Raw genomic sequence first — 17,305 nt, forward strand, 5'->3', positions numbered from 1 at the left:
CCGAGATGACTGAAGTCCTGTTCTACCATCTGCAAAACATGACGGTAGAGAACGTGTTGCCGCCGCTTCTCGAGAAATCGCTGGAGCGCGGCTGGCGCGTCGTGGTGCAGTCGACCTCGCCGGAGCGCGCCGATACGCTCGACGCCCATTTGTGGACCTATCGCGACGATTCCTTCCTGCCGCACGCGACATGGCGGGTCAGCGACGCCGCCGATCAGCCGATCGTGCTGGCGGTCGAGGAGGACAATCCGAACGGTGCCAATGTCCGCTTCCTCGTCGACAACGCCGCGCTGCCGCAGGACGCGCAGGGCTATGAGCGCATGGTGCTGCTGTTCGATGGCGACGATCCGGACGCGCTTGCGTTCGCCCGCAGCGCCTGGGCGGATTGCAAGGCGCGGGGATTTGATGTCACCTATTGGCAGGCTGACGAGCGGGGCCGATGGCAGAAGCGGAATTAGCCGTCGCTCGCAATTAATGATAATTTGCACTTTTCGGGTGATGATGGCTTTTGTCACCTTCGTGCCGCAAAGTGATGTTGCTACAATTGCTTAGGGCCGATCCTTCACTCGGGGAATTTAGTTCATCGTGCGACATCAAAAGCTTCCCAGCTCGCTCATAATTGCGTTGGCGGCCGTAGCCCCGCTGGTCGCGGGCTGTTCGGGCGGGACCGATCTGTTGTCCAGGGATGCCCAGTGGTTCAACACGCCCAGCCGCCTGTTCATCAAAAGCATCTCGATTGAGTCGCCGCCGCTGACCCCCGACAAGCCGGTTGGGGCCGAGGATCTGGTCAGCGCCGACGGGGCTTGTGCCGGCATGGCGCCGCCGCCCGGGCCGGCCGATGCGAATGCGTCGACGACCGCGCCGGCTCCGATGGGCGGCACCGTCGCGCTCGGCCACACCGAATGCGACGTGGTGCGCGGCATTGGCGCGCCCTCGAGCGTCAACCTCTCCGGTGATGCCGCCGGCAGGCGCGTTGCCGTCGTGACGTGGACGACCGGGCCGCGCGCCGGCATCTACACCTTCACGGCCGGCCGCCTGTCCTCGATCGAGGGCACGCCGGAGGCACCGGTCATGCCGAAGGCGACCAAGCCAAAGCCGAAGAAGAAGTCGGCGTAACACGGGTCGGCCTTTTGCCCTGAAGCTGGTTGCGGCTGTCGATGCGATCAGCCGCGCACGCTCGTCCCCATCGTCAAGCGGCTTTGCATCCCTATTGCGATGGCAGAGGCGTGAATCGTGATCTCTCCCGTTCGCGCTCGCCGGCGATCTTGTTCGCGAGTTTCGACATCATGGATGCCGACCTTCGCCCAAAGTGCCCTCATTGCCTCGAGCTGCGTTCTTCCGCGCGCCTTGAAAATCACGGGGGCGTTACGCGTGATCCGTGATCAGGCGGTTCGTGATGAGCAAGCCTTCGCATCCCCTGTCGGAAACTGCCCCGAAGGAAAACTGGAGGAAATCTCCAGAATAATCACGCGCGTCTCAAGCAACGGTTCAAGAATGTCTTGTGCGCGAATGCTACGCGTCGAAGGGAGGGGCTAGGTCGGAAGGATCATTTGGATGTCCATTACCTCTGTGTTTTCCCCGGTTACGGGGCAGCTCACCATTTTCGGCGACAGCGCGAATAACGGCCTCGTGATAAGTCGCGACAAGTCCGGCCGCATCCTGGTCAATAACGGGCACGTGAAAACGGTTGGTGGCGAACCCACGGTCGACAACACCACCGCGATCGACATCTTCGGTCAGGGCGGTGACGACACGATCACCGTCGACGAATGCCACGGACCGATGCCGGCGGTGCACGTCTTCGGCGGCGACGGCAATGACAAGATCACGGGCGGCTCGGGAGCCGATCTTCTGTTTGGTCAGGCCGGCAACGATTTGATCAAGGGCGGCGGCGGCAACGATCTGCTGTTCGGCGGAGCGGGTAACGACGTGCTGGACGGCGGCAGCGGCGACAACCAGCTGTTCGGCGAGGCTGGCGACGACGTCATGATCTGGAATCCCGGCGGCGGCACCAACCTGTTCGAGGGTGGTGAGGGCAACGATACGGCTCAGGTCAACGGAAGCAACGGCGCCGAGACGTTCACGATCACGGCGAACGGCACCCGCGTGCGGCTCGACGGGGCGGGCGCGGCGCCGTTCTCGCTCGACATCGGCACGACGGAAAATCTCGTCCTGCACGGTGGCGGCGGCGACGATGCCATCACCGCGGGCAACGGGCTCGGCAGCCTGATCTCGCTGACGCTCGATGGCGGCGCTGGCAACGACAGGATCATCGGCGGTGACGGCAACGACCTCATCATCGGCGGCAGCGGCGACGATATCGTCAATGGCGGACGCGGCAACGACGTCGCCCAGCTCGGGAGTGGCGACGACACTTTCATCTGGAATCCCGGTGACGGCAGCGACACGGTCGAGGGCGGCTCGGGCAGCGACAAGCTGCTTTTCAATGGCGCCAACATCAACGAGACCATCAACATCTCGGCCAATGGCGGCCGGGTGCGCTTCACCCGCGACGTCGCCAACATCACGATGGATATCAACAGCGTCGAGCAGATCGAATTCGATGCGCGCGGCGGCGCCGATAATATCACCGTCGGCGACCTCACCGGAACCGGCGTCAAGCAGGTGCTGGTTGATCTCGGAGCCGTTCCGGGAGGGACGCAAGGCGACGGCACAGCTGATACGGTGACCGTCAACGGCAGCAACGGCAATCAGCACATCGAGGTCACAGCCACGGGCACAACGGTGACGGTCACGGGCCTGCCGGAGGTCGTGACGATCGCAAACGCAGAGGCCGGCAACGACCGGCTGGTCGTGCAGGCACTCGGCGGCAACGACGTGATCGATGCATCCACGCTCGGAGCGGCGATCGGGCTGACCATCGACGGCGGGGCGGGCAACGACACCATCACCGGCAGCCAAGGCGCGGACACCCTGATCGGCGGCGACGGCAACGACAAGGTCATCGGCGGCCGCGGCAATGACGTCGCGCTTCTCGGCGCAGGCGACGACATCTTCACGTGGAATCCCGGTGACGGCAGCGACACTGTCGAAGGCGGCACGGGCACCGATACGCTGTTGTTCAACGGCGCCAATGTGGCCGAGACCATGTCGATCTCGGCGAACGGAAGCCGTGCGCTACTCACCCGTGACGTCGGTGCTATCGTCATGGACCTCGCTGGCGTCGAGCACGTGCAGATCGCGGCAGCAGGCGGCGCCGACAACATCACCGTCAACGATCTGACCGGGACAGGAATCACGCAGGTTGCCATCGACCTCAGTGCCGGCCCCGGCAGCCAGAGCGGCGATGGAGCGGCGGACCGCGTGACCGCGAACGGCACGACCGGTGACGACAACATATCGGTTGTGACCTCCGGCGGATCGATCGTGGTCAACGGCCTCGCTGCGCAGGTGACGATTGCACACGCGGACGCCGGTGATGTGCTCGGCATCAACGGCGGACAAGGCAATGACGTCATCAATGCGTCTTCCATCAAGGCGGGACAGTCGTTCAGCCTCAACATCAACGGCGGTGACGGCAACGACACCATCACCGGCAGTGCCGGCAATGACATTGTGAACGGCGGACGCGGCAACGATTTCGCCAATCTCGGTGCGGGCGACGACACCTTCGTCTGGAATCCCGGCGACGGCAGCGATACCGTCGAAGGCGGCAAGGGCACCGACACGCTGGCATTCAACGGCGCCAATATCAGCGAGAACATCAACATTTCGGCCAATGGCGGCCGCGTGCTGTTCACGCGAGATGTCGCCGCCATTGCGATGGACCTGAACGGGGTCGAGCATGTCGACTTCAATGCTCTCGGCGGTGCCGACAACATTACCGTCGGCGACCTCTCCGGCACCGGCGTCAGCCAGGTCGACCTCGATCTCGGCGCCAATGACGGCGCCGCGGATACCGTGACCATCAACGCAACCGGCGGCAACGACGTCATCACGGTGACCGAGCACGACGGCATCATCACGGTGTCGGGGCTTGGCCAGGACATCAACATCACCGATGCCGGCGCCGGCGACAGGATCGTCATCAACGGCCTCGATGGCGACGATGTCATCACGGCTTCCGGCTTGCACGGCGGCATCCAGCTCGTTGCCAATGGCGGCAACGGCGACGACGTGCTGATCGGCAGCCCCGGCAACGACACGCTGGCGGGTGGTGCCGGTGATGACGTGCTGATCGGCGGGGGCGGCCTCGACATCCTGGACGGCGGCACCGGCAACAACGTCGTCATCCAGGGCGGAGCGTTCGCGGCCGCGATGCTGCTCAACCAGGCTATGGCGGCGAGCTTTGTCCCGGCAGGTGAGGGCAATGGCGAGATGCCGCTGCCCGATCCGCACGCGGCGCAGAGCCAGGTGCTCGCACCGCCCCAGCACGCCTGAAGCTGGCGGCTGCGGCCTGGAGAACGCTCATGACGACCAACGCGGTCTCCGCCGATACGGGGCTCGATGCCTTGCTGACGCTGCTGCATCTGCAAGGCGTTGCGGCCGATCGCGAGCAGCTCAGGCACCGGCTCGGAGCGGCAAGTTTCGGCGCAGCGGATATCGTCCGCTGCGCCAGGTCTCTCGGGCTTAAAGCGCGAACCTACCGAACGCAGTGGAGCCGTCTGTCGGACACCCCGCTGCCTGCGATCGCAATGCTGCGGGACGGCGGCTTCATGGTCATCGCAAAGGCCTCCGCCGACAAGGTGCTGGTGCAGTCCCCGGAGGCGCAGCGCCCGGTGCTGATGGATCGCGACGAGCTGTGCGCGATCTGGGACGGCGGCTTGATCCTGATGGTCCGGCGCGCCGGCCTGTCCGACCTCGGCCGGCAGTTCGATATTACCTGGTTCATTGGCGCGATCGGCAAATACCGGCGGCTGCTGGGCGAGGTGCTGGCGGCTTCGTTCTTCCTCCAGCTTTTTGCGCTGGTCTCGCCGCTGTTCTTCCAGGTCGTAATCGACAAGGTTCTGGTGCACCGCTCGCTGTCCACGCTCGACGTCCTCGTCATCGGCCTCGTCGTCGTCTCCCTGTTCGACACCGTGCTCGGGATCCTGCGCAATTACCTGTTTGCGCACACGACCAACCGCATCGACGTCGAGCTCGGGGCCCGCCTGTTCCACCATCTGCTGGCGCTGCCGATGGCGTGGTTTCAGGCCAGGCGCGTCGGCGATTCCGTGGCGCGGGTCCGAGAGCTCGAGAACATCCGCAATTTCATCACCAGCTCGTCGCTGACGCTTCTCATCGACCTGGTCTTCACCTCGGTGTTCCTGGCTGTGATGTTCGCCTATTCGGCGCAGATGAGCTTCATCGTGCTCGCATCGTTCCCGTTCTACATCGCGATCTCGGCCGTGGCGACGCCGCTGTTTCGCCGCAGGCTGGACGAGAAATTCCGCCGTGGCGCCGAGAACCAGGCCTTCCTGGTCGAGAGCGTCAGCGGCATCGAAACGCTGAAGGCGATGGCGGTCGAGCCGCAGATGCAGCGTCGCTGGGAAGAGCAGCTCGCCGGGTATGTCTCGGCGAGCTTCGGTGTCACCAGCCTCGGCAACACGGCAAGCCAGCTGGTGCAGCTCGTCAGTAAGGTCGTCACTGCCGCCATTCTCTATGTCGGAGCCAGGCTGGTGATCGGTGACGCATTGACGGTCGGCGAGCTCGTGGCCTTCAACATCTTCGCGGGGCGGGTGTCGGCCCCGGTGCTGCGGCTCGCGCAGGTCTGGCAGGATTTTCATCAGGCGCGACTGTCGATCGCGCGGCTCGGCGACATCCTCAACAGCGCGGCGGAGCCGGCTTACTCCGCCGCCCGCGCGGGGCTGCCGCCGATCCGGGGCAACATCCGCTTCGAGCACGTCTCTTTCCGTTACCGGCCCGATGGGCCGGAGATCCTGCACGATGTCTCATTCGACATTCCAGCCGGACAAACCGTCGGCATCGTCGGATCGTCCGGCTCGGGCAAAAGCACCTTCGCCAAGCTGGTGCAGCGGCTCTACGTTCCGCAAGGCGGCCGCGTGCTGGTCGACGGAATGGATCTGATGACGACCGACCCGGCCGGGCTCCGTCGGCAGATCGGAATCGTGCTCCAGGACAACATGCTGTTCAACCGGTCGGTGCGCGACAACATCGCGCTGGCCGATCCAAGCCTGCCGATGGACCGCATCATCGACGCGGCGAAGCTGGCGGGCGCTCATGATTTCATTCTGGAGCTCCCCGAGGGCTACGATACGATGGTGGGCGAGCGCGGCTCGACGCTCTCGGGCGGGCAGCGCCAGCGCATCGCGATCGCCCGTGCGCTGGTGGGCAATCCCCGGATCCTGATCTTCGACGAAGCCACCAGCGCACTCGACTATGAAAGCGAGCGGATCATCCATGACAACATGAAGGAGATCGCGAAAGGCCGCACCGTCCTGATCATCGCGCACCGTCTGTCCACGGTCCGCGGCGCCGATCGCATCTTCACCCTTGAACGCGGCCGGCTGGTCGAGGACGGCACGCATGATGCGCTGATCAAGACCGGCGGCCGCTACGCCGCCCTGCATCGTCTCCAGGGAGGCATTTATGAGGTCGGCTAGCACTGTGCCGGCCGCTCGTCCGGAGCAGACCGTGATCCCGTTCCGGAATGGAAAGGGCCGGCGCGCCGAGGAAGTCGCCTTCCTGCCGGCGGCGCTGGAAATCACGGAAACACCGCCGTCGCCGATCGGCCGCGCCATCGCCCTGGTCCTGATGCTGCTTGTCTGCGTAGCGCTGGCCTGGTCGGCCTGGGGCACGATCGACATCGTGGCCTCCGCGATGGGCAAGGTCGTGTCGAGCGGGCGAAGCAAGGTGGTCCAGCCGTTCGAGACCGGCGTGGTGCGCGCCATTCACGTGCAGGACGGTCAATCGGTCAAATCGGGCGACCTGCTGATCGAGCTCGATCCGACGGTGAACGCTGCAGAGCGCGATCGTCTGCACGACGATCTGATGGCCGAATGGCTCAATGTCGCGCGCCTGCGCGCCGCATTGGCAGGCGGCGAAGAGGTGTCCGCCGATCTCGTCGTACCAGAGGACGCCGATCCCATGCTGGTCGCGACGCAACGGCAGCTCCTCGCCAATCAGGTCAGCGAGAACAGGGCCAAGCTCGCGGCGCTGGCGCGTCAGGAAGCGCAGAAGGAGGCCGAACATCAGACGATTGCGGCGACGATTCACAAGCTTGATGCGTTGCTGCCGGTCACCCAGCAGCGTGTCGAGATTCGCAAGACGCTGATGGAGAAGGAGATCGGCTCGAAGCTCACCTACTATGAGACCCTCCAGCTTCAGATCGAGCAGCAGGAGGAGCTTCGCGTCCAGAGCAGCCGCTTGAAGGAGGCCGAGGCGGCCGTCGCCGCGATCCGGGAGACCCGCATCCAGGCCTTGGCGGAGTACAGGAAAAGTCTCTCCGACGAGCTTGCCAAGAGCGAACAGAAAGCCAATGGCGTCGCACGCGATCTGATCAAGGCGCAGCAGAGGACGAGGCTTCAGCAACTGACGTCGCCGGTCGACGGCGTCGTGCAGCAGCTCGCGGTCCACACTGTGGGCGGCGTGGTCACGCCCGCGCAGTCGCTGCTGGTGATCGTGCCGACCGATACGCGGCTCGAGATCGAGGCGATGATCTCCAACCGCGATATCGGATTTGTCGAGGCCGGGCAGGGCGCCGCCATCAAGATCGATACTTTCAATTTTACCCGCTACGGGCTTCTCGCAGGCCGGGTCGTGAGCGTCTCGCCGGACGCCATCATCCGCGACCGGCCGCAGGAGCGCGGGAGCGACCGTGCGCTTGGGACGCAACGCGACAGCAGCGAGCCCAGCGGGCAGGAGTTGAGCTACAGCGCCCGCATCTCGCTGGATCGCAGCCAGATGCAGGTGGACGACCGCCTCGTCAATCTGTCCCCGGGGATGGCGGTGACTGTCGAGATCAGGACCGGCTCGCGCAGCATCCTGAGCTATCTCCTGTCGCCCCTGCAGCGCTACCGGCACGAGATCATGCGGGAGCGCTAGTTCCCGCCTGTTGCCGACGAAGCTTCGCGAGGCGTGCTGAGGGGGCCGATCAGGCCTTCGGCAGCTACACCATGCCGCGGGCACGCCACTCGCGATGAAGTCATTTTGGTGTGGCCGCGCAGCCCGGAATGCGTACATAGGAGCAAGCAAAAAATTTGGAGGAAAGCATGCGGCTCATTGCCCTCGTATCGGCTCTGGTTCTGCCGTTTGGCGCGGCGCTCGCCGAGGACTATCCGATCAGGCCCGTCACCATGTTGGTGCCGTTCGCCGCCGGCGGACCTACGGACACCATTGCTCGCCTGACCGCGGCAGGCATGGCGAAATCGCTTGGCCAACAGGTCGTCGTCGAGAACGCGCCCGGCGCCGGTGGCACCATCGCCACGACCCGCGCCTCGCGAGCCCAGCCCGACGGATACACGCTGCTGATCCATCATGTCGGCCTCTCGACCGCCGCCACACTGTACCGCAACCTCAGCTATGACACGAAGACGGCCTTTGCGCCGATCGGGCTTGTGACCAATGCGCCGATGACCATCATCGCGCGTCCGGATTTTCCGGCCGACACGCTGAAGGAATTGGTCGCCTACGCCCAACAGCAGGGCGACAAATTGACCTATGCCAATGCCGGACTCGGCGCGGCGTCGCATCTCTGCGGCATGCTGTTCATGACGGCGATCCAGAAGCAGCTGACCGCAGTGCCCTACAAGGGCAACGGCCCCATCATGAACGATCTTCTCGGCAGGCAGATCGATCTCACCTGCGACCAGGCCACGAACACGACCGGCCCGATCATGTCGAAGCAGGTCAAGGCCTATGCGATCACCACCAGGGAGCGGCTGAAGAGCCTGCCCGATCTGCCGACGGCCGACGAGGCCGGCCTCAAAGGGTTCGAGCTTGGTGTCTGGCACGGCATCTATGCCCCCAAGGGCACACCGCCGGCGGTCGTTCAGAAGCTGACCGCGGCACTCCAGTCCGCCCTTAGGGATTCCACGCTGATCGCCCGGTTCAACGACATCAACACGGAGCCGGTCCCGCAGGAGAAGGCAACGCCGGAGGCGCTGGCCGCGATGCTCGCGAGCGAAGTCGACCGCTGGGCTCCGATGATCAAGGCAGCCGGCCAATTCGCGGACTGAGCCATTTCTGCGCAATTCGTGCCGGCATCGCTGCGTGAGCGGGCCAAGTCAGCACGGTAAAGAAAGTCCATTCAACAGCTAATCATCGGGTAGAAAAATACCGGTACTGTGCATGGGGTTGTTTTTGCGATTTTAATGTCGGCCGGTCGTGGAGGCTTCAACCCGCCGCTTCGTCGAACTGCGTGCTCGCCTCGAGCCACTGTTCCTCGGCACGCGCCAGCGCATCGGCCGCATTGGCGCGCGCTTTCGACAATTGCGCGGCCTGCTTGGGGTCGCGGGTGAAGATGTCGGGCAGGGCGAGCGCAGTGTCGATCTTGCTGATGATCGCGCTGACGCGGGCGATCTCGGTTTCGGCTTCCGCGATACGTTTTTTCAGCGAACCGCGATTGTCCGATCTCGGACGCTGCGGCCTCTCGCTCGCGGCGCTTCGCTCGCGCGGGGCGGGCTCGCCATTGCGCGCGGATAGCACCAGGCGGCGATATTCGTCGAGGTCACCGTCGTAATTGGTCACGGTGCGGTCGGCGACGATCCAGAGTTGATCGGCGCAGGACTCGATCAAATAGCGATCGTGCGAAACCATGATGACGGCGCCGGGGAATTCGTTGATGGCTTCGGCGAGCGCTGCGCGGCTGTCGATGTCGAGATGGTTGGTCGGCTCGTCCAGGATGATCATGTTGGGGCCGAAGAAGGTCGCAAGCCCCAGCAGGAGCCGCGCCTTCTCGCCGCCCGACAGTTTTCCGACCTTGGTGTCGGCCGCCTTGCCGGAAAAGCCGATCGCGCCGGCGCGGGCGCGTACTTTCGCTTCGGGCGCCTCGCCCATCAGCTTGCGGACGTGGTCGTAGGTCGAGGCATCCTCGTTCAATTCGTCGAGTTGGTGCTGCGCGAAATAGGCAATCGACAGCTTGTCCGCGCGCGTCACCTTGCCCGAGAACGGCGCGAGCCGGCCCGCGAGCAGTTTCACCAACGTCGACTTGCCGTTGCCGTTGGAACCAAGGAGCGCGATGCGGTCGTCATTGTCGACGCGCAAGGTGACGCGGTTCAGCACGGGCGTGTTCGGATCGTAGCCGACCACGACGTTGTCGGCGGCGATGATCGGCGGCGACAGGATTTTCTCCGGCGCGGGAAAGCTGATCTCGCGTACGCCCTGGGTGACCAGCGCCGTGATCGGCTTCAGCCGCTCCAGCATTTTCACGCGTGACTGCGCCTGCCGGGCTTTGGAGGCCTTGGCCTTGAAGCGGTCGACGAAGGCCTGCAGGCGAGCGCGTTCGGCTTCCTGGCGCTTGACGGCTTTGGCATCGAGCATCTCGCGCATGGCGCGCTGCTCCTCGAAGGAGGAGTAGGTGCCTTTGTAAAGCGTGAGCTTGCTGCGATCCAGATGCAGGATCTGGTCGACCGAGCTTTCAAGGAGGTCGCGGTCATGGCTGATCACGATCACGGTGCGCGGATAATGCGCCAGGTGATCCTCAAGCCACAGCGTGCCTTCGAGGTCGAGATAGTTGGTGGGCTCGTCGAGCAGCAACAGGTCGGGAGCCGCGAACAGCGTTGCGGCAAGCGCGACGCGCATGCGCCAGCCGCCGGAAAATTCGGCGCAGGGGCGGAGCTGGTCGGAGGCGGAGAAGCCGAGGCCGGAAAGGATGGCGGCGGCACGGCTCGGTGCCGAATGCGCGTCGATGTCGACCAGCCGGGTCTGGATCTCGGCGATCCGGTGCGGGTCGGTCGCGCTCTCGGCCTCGGTGAGCAGCGCGTCGCGTTCGAGGTCGGCTTTGAGCACGACCGAAATCAGGCTCTCGGGGCCGTTCGGCGCTTCCTGCGCGAGGCTGCCGACGCGCCAGCGGGGCGGCAGGGTCACCGTGCCGTGCTCGGCGGCGAGCTCGCCGCGGATCACCTTGAACAGGGTCGATTTGCCGGTGCCGTTGCGACCGACCATGCCGACGCGGGATCCTGGCGTGATCTGCACGGAACTCTGGTCAATCAGAAGGCGTCCGGCGAGGCGGATGGAGAGGTCGGTGATGGCAAGCATGCGGCCTTGTCACCGCACCCGCGATCAAACGCAACCCGTTTTTCCGTGTCCACGGGCCAGTGCTCGTCAACTCAGTGCGAATCGCGGTCGCGCTGCTTCAGCTCATTGAGGAGTTGCTCGAGGTGCGTCGGGAGCCTGGCTTCGGGGCGCAGACTCTGCTGGAGCCGTTCGCCCACCGCATCGCGGATCGAGCGGCTGGTGCGCCGGTCGATTTGCTCGCTGTCGTCGGCGAAAAGGCTAACCATCGCAGGGTTCCGTGTTCTCAAAGAAGCGACACGGTACCAAGTCCTTGGCCCCCAAATGGTTTCGCCACTCGCGGCGATTGCGCGGCATTCTAGCAAAAATTGTGTGAAGCCGCGCAATGGCCCACTCCGAATACAAAACCCCGGCGCTGGGGGACGCCGGGGTTTCGCTTGGAAGGTACCTTGGGGCTCAGGTATCCTTTGGTTCAGGCATCCTGGGAAAGGTGCTGTCGGGCTCAGTAGCAGCGGTTGATCATCCGCCAGCGGGGTCCCCAGGGGGTCGGGACCAGCCGGCGCACATAGCAGCCGCCATAGCCGTAGGAGACAGGGCCGCCGGCATAGAACCGCGGTCCGCCCCAGCCGTGATGCCAGCCACCGCCGCCGCCATGACCCCAGCCGCCATGCCAATGAGCGGACGCAGAGGTCGGCGCCAGCGCGGCACCAAGCGCGACCGCGGCAACCGCGGCGAGCGAAAGTTTCCTCAACATGGTGATCTCCTCAAAACTGCCGGCGCGGGGCTATCGCGTCGATGGAAAGGCCGCCGAAACGGTCCGCCTCGGGCAGAGGCTTTGGTTTCGATGGACCTGAGGTTATCCGAGCGAGGCTGAACCAAACCCTGACGAGGCCTTCAGATTGGGTTCATTTGGGTGAAATCGTCGTAATCCATGTTGAAATTCGGGCGCTTGGCCTGCGGCGAAGCGCCCGCGAGTCGGTTTTGGCGGTCGCTTGCCGTATCGCGAACGCGCCGATATAAGCCCGGCAACTCCGAACCACCGTTTTCTCTTCAAGGACAAGATCATGGCCATCGAACGCACCTTCTCGATCATCAAGCCCGACGCCACCGCGCGTAACCTTACCGGTGCGGTTAACGCCGTGATCGAGAAGGCAGGCCTGCGCATCGTCGCGCAGAAGCGCATCCGCATGACCAAGGAACAGGCCGAGACCTTCTATGCGGTCCACAAGGCGCGCCCCTTCTTCGGTGAGCTCGTGGACTTCATGACCTCGGGCCCCGTGGTGGTCCAGGTGCTGGAAGGCGAGGGGGCCGTCTCCAAGTATCGCGACGTGATGGGGGCGACCGATCCGTCCAAGGCGGCTGACGGCACCATCCGCAAGCTCTACGCAAAGTCGATCGGCGAGAACTCCGCGCACGGTTCGGATGCGCCGGAAACCGCCGCGATCGAGATCGCGCAGTTCTTCTCGGGCAACGAGATCGTCGGCTGATCCGTCGGCCGATAAGGTAACGAGACGCGGCGAAAGGACGTAGTGTGAACTGGCTCTGGCAGATCTTCGATCCCGCTACGATCGGGGCATTCTTCACCCAGTTCCGCGTTGAGATGGCCGAACCGACCTTCTGGGTCGCGGTCGGCAAGATCATCTGGATCAACATCCTCTTGTCCGGCGACAATGCGCTGGTGATCGCGCTCGCCTGCCGCGGCCTCAAGCCGCGGCATCGGCTGTGGGGCATGATCCTCGGTGCAGGCGCGGCGGTGCTGCTGCGGATCATCTTCACGGGCATCGTCGCGAGCCTGATGGAGCTGCCGTACCTCAAGCTGGTCGGCGGTCTTGCGCTGATCGTGATTGCGGCAAAGCTGCTGGTGCCGGAACAGGAGGACGAGGACGGCGTCCAGTCGGCTTCGCATCTGTGGCAGGCCGTGCAGATCGTGGTCGTCGCCGACATCGTCATGAGCCTGGACAACGTCATTGCGGTGGCCGCGGCCGCCAATGGCAGTGCGCCCCTGCTGGTGCTCGGCCTTGCCATCAGCGTGCCCTTGATCGTCGCCGGTGCGGCGCTGATCATGGCGCTGCTCGCAAAGCTCCCGGTTCTGGTGTGGGCCGGCGCGGCGCTGCTCGGCTGGATCGCGGGCGAGGTGATCGCGACCGATCCCGGCATCGCGCCGAGGCTGCACACGCTGTTCGACGGTCCGTTCGGCGCCTCGCTCGACAACATGCTCGGCGCCTTGCGTATCCCGCCGCAATTCGCCCATGGCGGCGGAGGCGGCGAATATCTCTGCGCAGCTCTCGGCGTCGTCGTCGTGCTGGTCGTCGGCTCCATCTGGCGCCGACGCAGCATGAGCGCGGCCGCGCTGGAGTCCTCCGAACGCCACGCCAAAGCCTCTGCGGAGTAGGCTTATCTTTCGAGCACGATCTTTCCGGAAAAACGCTTCACGCTTTTCCGGATCATGCGCTAGCGCCGGACAATCGAGCCGGCGCGGTTGATCAGCCGGGCGAGCGCGCGGAAGCGGCTGCCGACGCGGTCCTCGACGAGATCGCCGAGGCGGTGCTCGAACACCAGCAACAGCTTACGGCCCACGCTGCGGAAATGCGTCGCAGGCAAGACGCCCGGACGCGCCGCCGAGATCAGATGCGCGACGCGGAAGGCCGCGCCCAGCAGGCGGGCGCGTTCGAGCTGCGCCGGCGTCAGAAGCTCCTGCATGGCGACCGGCGGCTGGTTCTCCTCGCTGAGCCCCGCATAGCGATAGAACACGGACAGGCCGACGAAGGCGCGCTCGGTGTGGGTGATCGCGCCGAAATTGCCGTTGACGACGAGGCTCAGCGTCTGCTCGCCGCGATGGTCGGGATGCACGCGCCAGCCGATGTCGGACAGCAGGCACGCGGCGTGGCGCAGGCGGCGGTCCTCCTCGGTCTCGCGCAGCTTCACCACGCGGGCGAGGCGGTCGGTCCAGGCGATCAACTCGCGCGCGTGCTTGGCCGAACGCGACAGCAGCTGGTTCAGCTCCTCGGCCGCGCAGATCAGTCCGTCCTTGTTGCGTTCGGACTCCGGCAGCTTCTCGTGCAGCAGGCCCTCGCGCACGCCGAAGGTCGAGAACACGATGGTCTTCGGCTTCGCCACCCGGATGATGTGCTCGAGCACCAGTGCGGCATAGGTGAGGAGCGGGCGCCGGGCATCGGCGACGATCTCGATGTCGGCGAGCATGCCGGCGGCCGCAAGCCGGCGGAGACGACGCGAAAAATCGAGCGCCTCGGCCGCCGAAATCGAATAGCCGTGCATCACTTGGAGCGGATAGCCGCTCTGGATGATGTGGATGCGCGCAAGCGCGCGCCAGGTGCCGCCGACGGCGTAGAAGCTGCGGCCGCTCCCTGCCTTGAGCTGCGGCACCCCGTCGAGCGCTTCGCGCACGATGCGGTCGGCGCGTTTCAGGGATTTATGCGCGAGGTCCTGCAGCGCGAGGCCGCCGAGCGGCAGCGTCACGCCGCTGCGCACGGTGTTTTTGCGCACGTCGATCAGTTCGAGCGAGCCGCCGCCGAGGTCGCCGACGATGCCGTCGGGATGGTGGATGCCGGAGATCACGCCGAGCGCCGACAGCCGCGCCTCGCGCGGGCCCGACAGGATCTCGATCTTCACCGCGCAGATGCGCTCGGCTTTCGCGATGAAGTCGGCGCCGTTGGAGGCGTCGCGGCAGGCGGCGGTCGCAATCGCAAACACCCGTCCGACCTGCATCACCCGGCACAGCGCACGGAAGCGCTTGAGCGAGGTCAGCGCCTTGTCGACGGCGTCGGGCGCAAGCAAGCCGGTGCTCTGCACCTCGCGGCCGAGCCCGCACAGCGTCTTCTCGTTGAAGATCGGAATGAGGCTCCGCGTCGGTCCCTCGTAGACGACGAGACGGACCGAGTTGGAGCCGATGTCGATGACGGCGACGCTCGAGCCGCGCTTGCGCGGCCGCTTCACGTCGACGATCCCGGATCAGGATTGATGACGTTCATTACGGCGCGTGAGGCGGCGCGGCGAGGATTCCTTGAGCGACTTACCACGGCCAGACAGACTCGGATTTGTCATGAAGTAGTTGTGGACGTTGAAAGGCTCCTCGCCCTTCGCGGTCTTCATACGCGTTGAGGACCCGTCCGGCAACAATTGCCAGCTCTGTTCATTGTCTTTGAGATTCGCAACCATGATCTGTTCGAGAACCTGCTGATGCACCGTGGGATTTTGCAGCGGACACAGCACCTCGACGCGGCGGTCGAGGTTGCGCGGCATCATGTCCGCCGAGGAGATATACACAGCCGCTTTCGCGCTCGGCAGGCCCTGGCCCATGCCGAAGCAGTAGATTCGGCCGTGTTCGAGGAATCGTCCGATGATCGACTTTACGCGGATGTTTTCCGACAGGCCGGGAATGCCGGGCCTGAGGCAGCAGATACCGCGCACCACGAGTTCGACCTGCACGCCGGCCTGTGAGGCCTCGTAGAGCGCGTCGATGATGTCGGGGTCGACCAGCGCGTTCATTTTCATCCAGATCGCACCAGGCCGGCCGTGTCGCGCATGCGCAGTCTCGCCCTGGATGTGCTCGATGATGCGCTTGCGCAAGGTCAGCGGCGAGACCGCCATCTTTTCCAGATCGCTCGGCGCAGCGTAGCCGGTGATGAAGTTGAACACGCGCGCGGCGTCGCGGCCGATGGTCGGCTCCGAGGTGAAGTAGGAGAGGTCGGTGTAGATGCGCGCGGTCACCGGATGGTAATTGCCGGTGCCGGTGTGGACGTAGGTCGTGAGGCTGCCGCCCTCGCGGCGCACCACCATCGAGAGTTTCGCGTGCGTCTTCAGTTCGAGGAAGCCGTAGACGACCTGCACGCCGGCGCGTTCGAGGTCGCGCGCCCAGCGGATGTTGGCTTCCTCGTCGAAGCGGGCCTTCAGCTCGATCAGCGCGGTGACGGATTTGCCGGCTTCGGCGGCTTCCACGAGCGCACGCACGATCGGCGAGTTGCTGGAGGTGCGGTAGAGCGTCTGCTTGATGGCGACGACGTCGGGGTCGCGCGTGGCCTGCTGGAGAAACTGCACCACGACGTCGAAGGATTCGTAGGGGTGATGGACGACGAGGTCCTTCTGTCGGATCGCAGCGAAGATGTCGCCGCCTTGCTCGCGCACGCGCTCGGGATGGCGCGGCACATAAGGGGTGAATTCCAGGTCGGGCCGGTCGAGGCGGGTGAGCTGCGAGAGCTCGTTCATGGCGAGCACGCCGTCGACCAGGAACACCTCGTCGTCGGCGGTCGACAGCGCGTGCTGCACGAAGCTGCGCAGCTGTTCCGGCATCTTGGCGTCGATCTCGAGTCGGATCACGGAGCCGCGGCGACGGCGCTTCAGCGCCGTCTCGAACAGGCGGACGAGATCCTCGGCCTCTTCCTCGATTTCGAGTTCGGAGTCGCGGAGGACGCGGAATGCGCCCTGGCCGTGCAGATTGTAGCCGGGGAACAGGCGGTTGATGAACAGAGCGGTGGCCTGCTCCAGGGAGATCAGCCGGACGACCTTGCCCTCGGCCGGCAGGCGGATGAAGCGGTCGATCTTGCCGGGCATGCGGATCAACGCGTTCATCTGCTTGCCGTCGGCGGCGCGCGTGAGCTGGAGCGCGATGGTGAAGCCGAGGCTCGGAATGAACGGGAACGGGTGGGCCGGGTCGATCGCGAGCGGCGTCAGCAGCGGGAACACGTTGCTGAGGAAGTAGTCCTCGATCCAGGTTCGTTCCGCCTTGGTGACCTCCTTGCCCTCGACCAGCACGATGCCCTCGTCGGCAAGCGTGCCGCGCAGGTCGCGCCAGATCGCCTGCTGGTCGGACGCAAGCTGCGAGACGGTCCGGTTGATGAGCGCGAGCTGCTCGGACGGGGTCAGACCGTCGGGGCTGCGCTCGGCAATGCCCTCGCGCACCTGGGCCTTGATGCCGGCGACGCGGACCATGAAGAACTCGTCGAGGTTATTCGCTGAAATCGACAGGAATCGCACCCGCTCCAGCATGGGGTGGCTGGGATTGACCGATTCCTCCAGGACGCGGCGGTTGAAGTGCAGCCAGGAGAGCTCGCGATTGATGAACCGCTCGGGGCTCGATGCGATCGCCGGCGGGCCTTCGGCTTCCGGGGCTTTTTCTTTAACTTCAACAGCTTGCGCAGAGTCCATCAGAAGTCGA

13 protein-coding genes are annotated in these 17,305 nt (G+C 65.0%); 8 read left to right on the forward strand and 5 right to left on the reverse strand.

Annotated features, from left to right (window positions below; translation table 11 throughout):
• Positions 1-5 precede the first annotated feature (5 nt).
• The 6 genes from IVB41_RS19950 to IVB41_RS19975 all read left to right on the forward strand — a co-directional run bounded on the left by IVB41_RS19950 (position 6) and on the right by IVB41_RS19975 (position 9,137).
• Positions 6-458: a DNA polymerase III subunit chi gene (locus IVB41_RS19950; protein ID WP_027569684.1), complete on the forward strand. Its 453-nt coding sequence runs from the start codon at positions 6-8 to the stop codon at positions 456-458.
• Positions 459-624: 166 nt separating this feature from the next.
• Positions 625-1,116, forward strand: coding sequence for a hypothetical protein (locus tag IVB41_RS19955; RefSeq protein WP_018459090.1), 492 nt, complete (start codon positions 625-627; stop codon positions 1,114-1,116).
• 438 nt (positions 1,117-1,554) lie between these two features.
• Complete coding sequence (locus tag IVB41_RS19960) at positions 1,555-4,401, forward strand: calcium-binding protein (protein WP_247434125.1); 2,847 nt, start codon at positions 1,555-1,557, stop codon at positions 4,399-4,401.
• Positions 4,402-4,430: 29 nt separating this feature from the next.
• Complete coding sequence (locus IVB41_RS19965; RefSeq protein WP_247408447.1) at positions 4,431-6,563, forward strand: type I secretion system permease/ATPase; 2,133 nt, start codon at positions 4,431-4,433, stop codon at positions 6,561-6,563.
• Positions 6,550-8,004: an HlyD family type I secretion periplasmic adaptor subunit gene (locus IVB41_RS19970; RefSeq protein WP_247434129.1), complete on the forward strand. Its 1,455-nt coding sequence runs from the start codon at positions 6,550-6,552 to the stop codon at positions 8,002-8,004. Before IVB41_RS19965 ends, IVB41_RS19970 begins: the two co-directional genes overlap by 14 nt.
• A 167-nt stretch (positions 8,005-8,171) precedes the next feature.
• Positions 8,172-9,137, forward strand: coding sequence for a tripartite tricarboxylate transporter substrate-binding protein (locus IVB41_RS19975; RefSeq protein WP_247434132.1), 966 nt, complete (start codon positions 8,172-8,174; stop codon positions 9,135-9,137).
• Between the two features lie 157 nt (positions 9,138-9,294).
• On the opposite strand, the gene IVB41_RS19980 is transcribed toward IVB41_RS19975, so the two are convergent.
• The 3 genes from IVB41_RS19980 to IVB41_RS19990 all read right to left on the reverse strand — a co-directional run bounded on the left by IVB41_RS19980 (position 9,295) and on the right by IVB41_RS19990 (position 11,887).
• Positions 9,295-11,157: an ABC-F family ATP-binding cassette domain-containing protein gene (locus IVB41_RS19980; RefSeq protein ID WP_247434135.1), complete on the reverse strand. Its 1,863-nt coding sequence runs from the start codon at positions 11,155-11,157 to the stop codon at positions 9,295-9,297.
• A 71-nt stretch (positions 11,158-11,228) separates the two neighbouring features.
• Positions 11,229-11,402, reverse strand: a complete 174-nt coding sequence (locus tag IVB41_RS19985) for a hypothetical protein (protein ID WP_247434138.1) — start codon at positions 11,400-11,402, stop codon at positions 11,229-11,231.
• Positions 11,403-11,635: 233 nt separating this feature from the next.
• A complete protein-coding gene (locus tag IVB41_RS19990) occupies positions 11,636-11,887 on the reverse strand; it encodes a sulfur globule protein precursor (RefSeq protein ID WP_247286380.1) in 252 nt (83 codons plus the stop codon).
• Between the two features lie 310 nt (positions 11,888-12,197).
• Here IVB41_RS19990 and ndk point away from each other — a divergent pair, with 310 nt between their 5' ends.
• On the forward strand, positions 12,198-12,620 hold the full coding sequence (gene ndk / locus IVB41_RS19995; protein WP_007591953.1) for a nucleoside-diphosphate kinase: 423 nt from the start codon (positions 12,198-12,200) through the stop codon (positions 12,618-12,620).
• Positions 12,621-12,664: 44 nt separating this feature from the next.
• Complete coding sequence (locus IVB41_RS20000) at positions 12,665-13,525, forward strand: TerC family protein (protein ID WP_247434141.1); 861 nt, start codon at positions 12,665-12,667, stop codon at positions 13,523-13,525.
• Between the two features lie 59 nt (positions 13,526-13,584).
• On the opposite strand, the gene ppx is transcribed toward IVB41_RS20000, so the two are convergent.
• Positions 13,585-15,087, reverse strand: a complete 1,503-nt coding sequence (ppx, locus tag IVB41_RS20005; RefSeq protein WP_247434144.1) for an exopolyphosphatase — start codon at positions 15,085-15,087, stop codon at positions 13,585-13,587.
• A 15-nt stretch (positions 15,088-15,102) separates the two neighbouring features.
• Positions 15,103-17,295 (reverse strand): RNA degradosome polyphosphate kinase, encoded by a 2,193-nt coding sequence (locus IVB41_RS20010; protein ID WP_027569694.1) that lies wholly within the window; start codon positions 17,293-17,295, stop codon positions 15,103-15,105.
• Positions 17,296-17,305 lie beyond the last annotated feature (10 nt).

Source organism: Bradyrhizobium sp. 44, from assembly GCF_023073095.1.
In the GTDB taxonomy this organism is placed as follows: domain Bacteria; phylum Pseudomonadota; class Alphaproteobacteria; order Rhizobiales; family Xanthobacteraceae; genus Bradyrhizobium.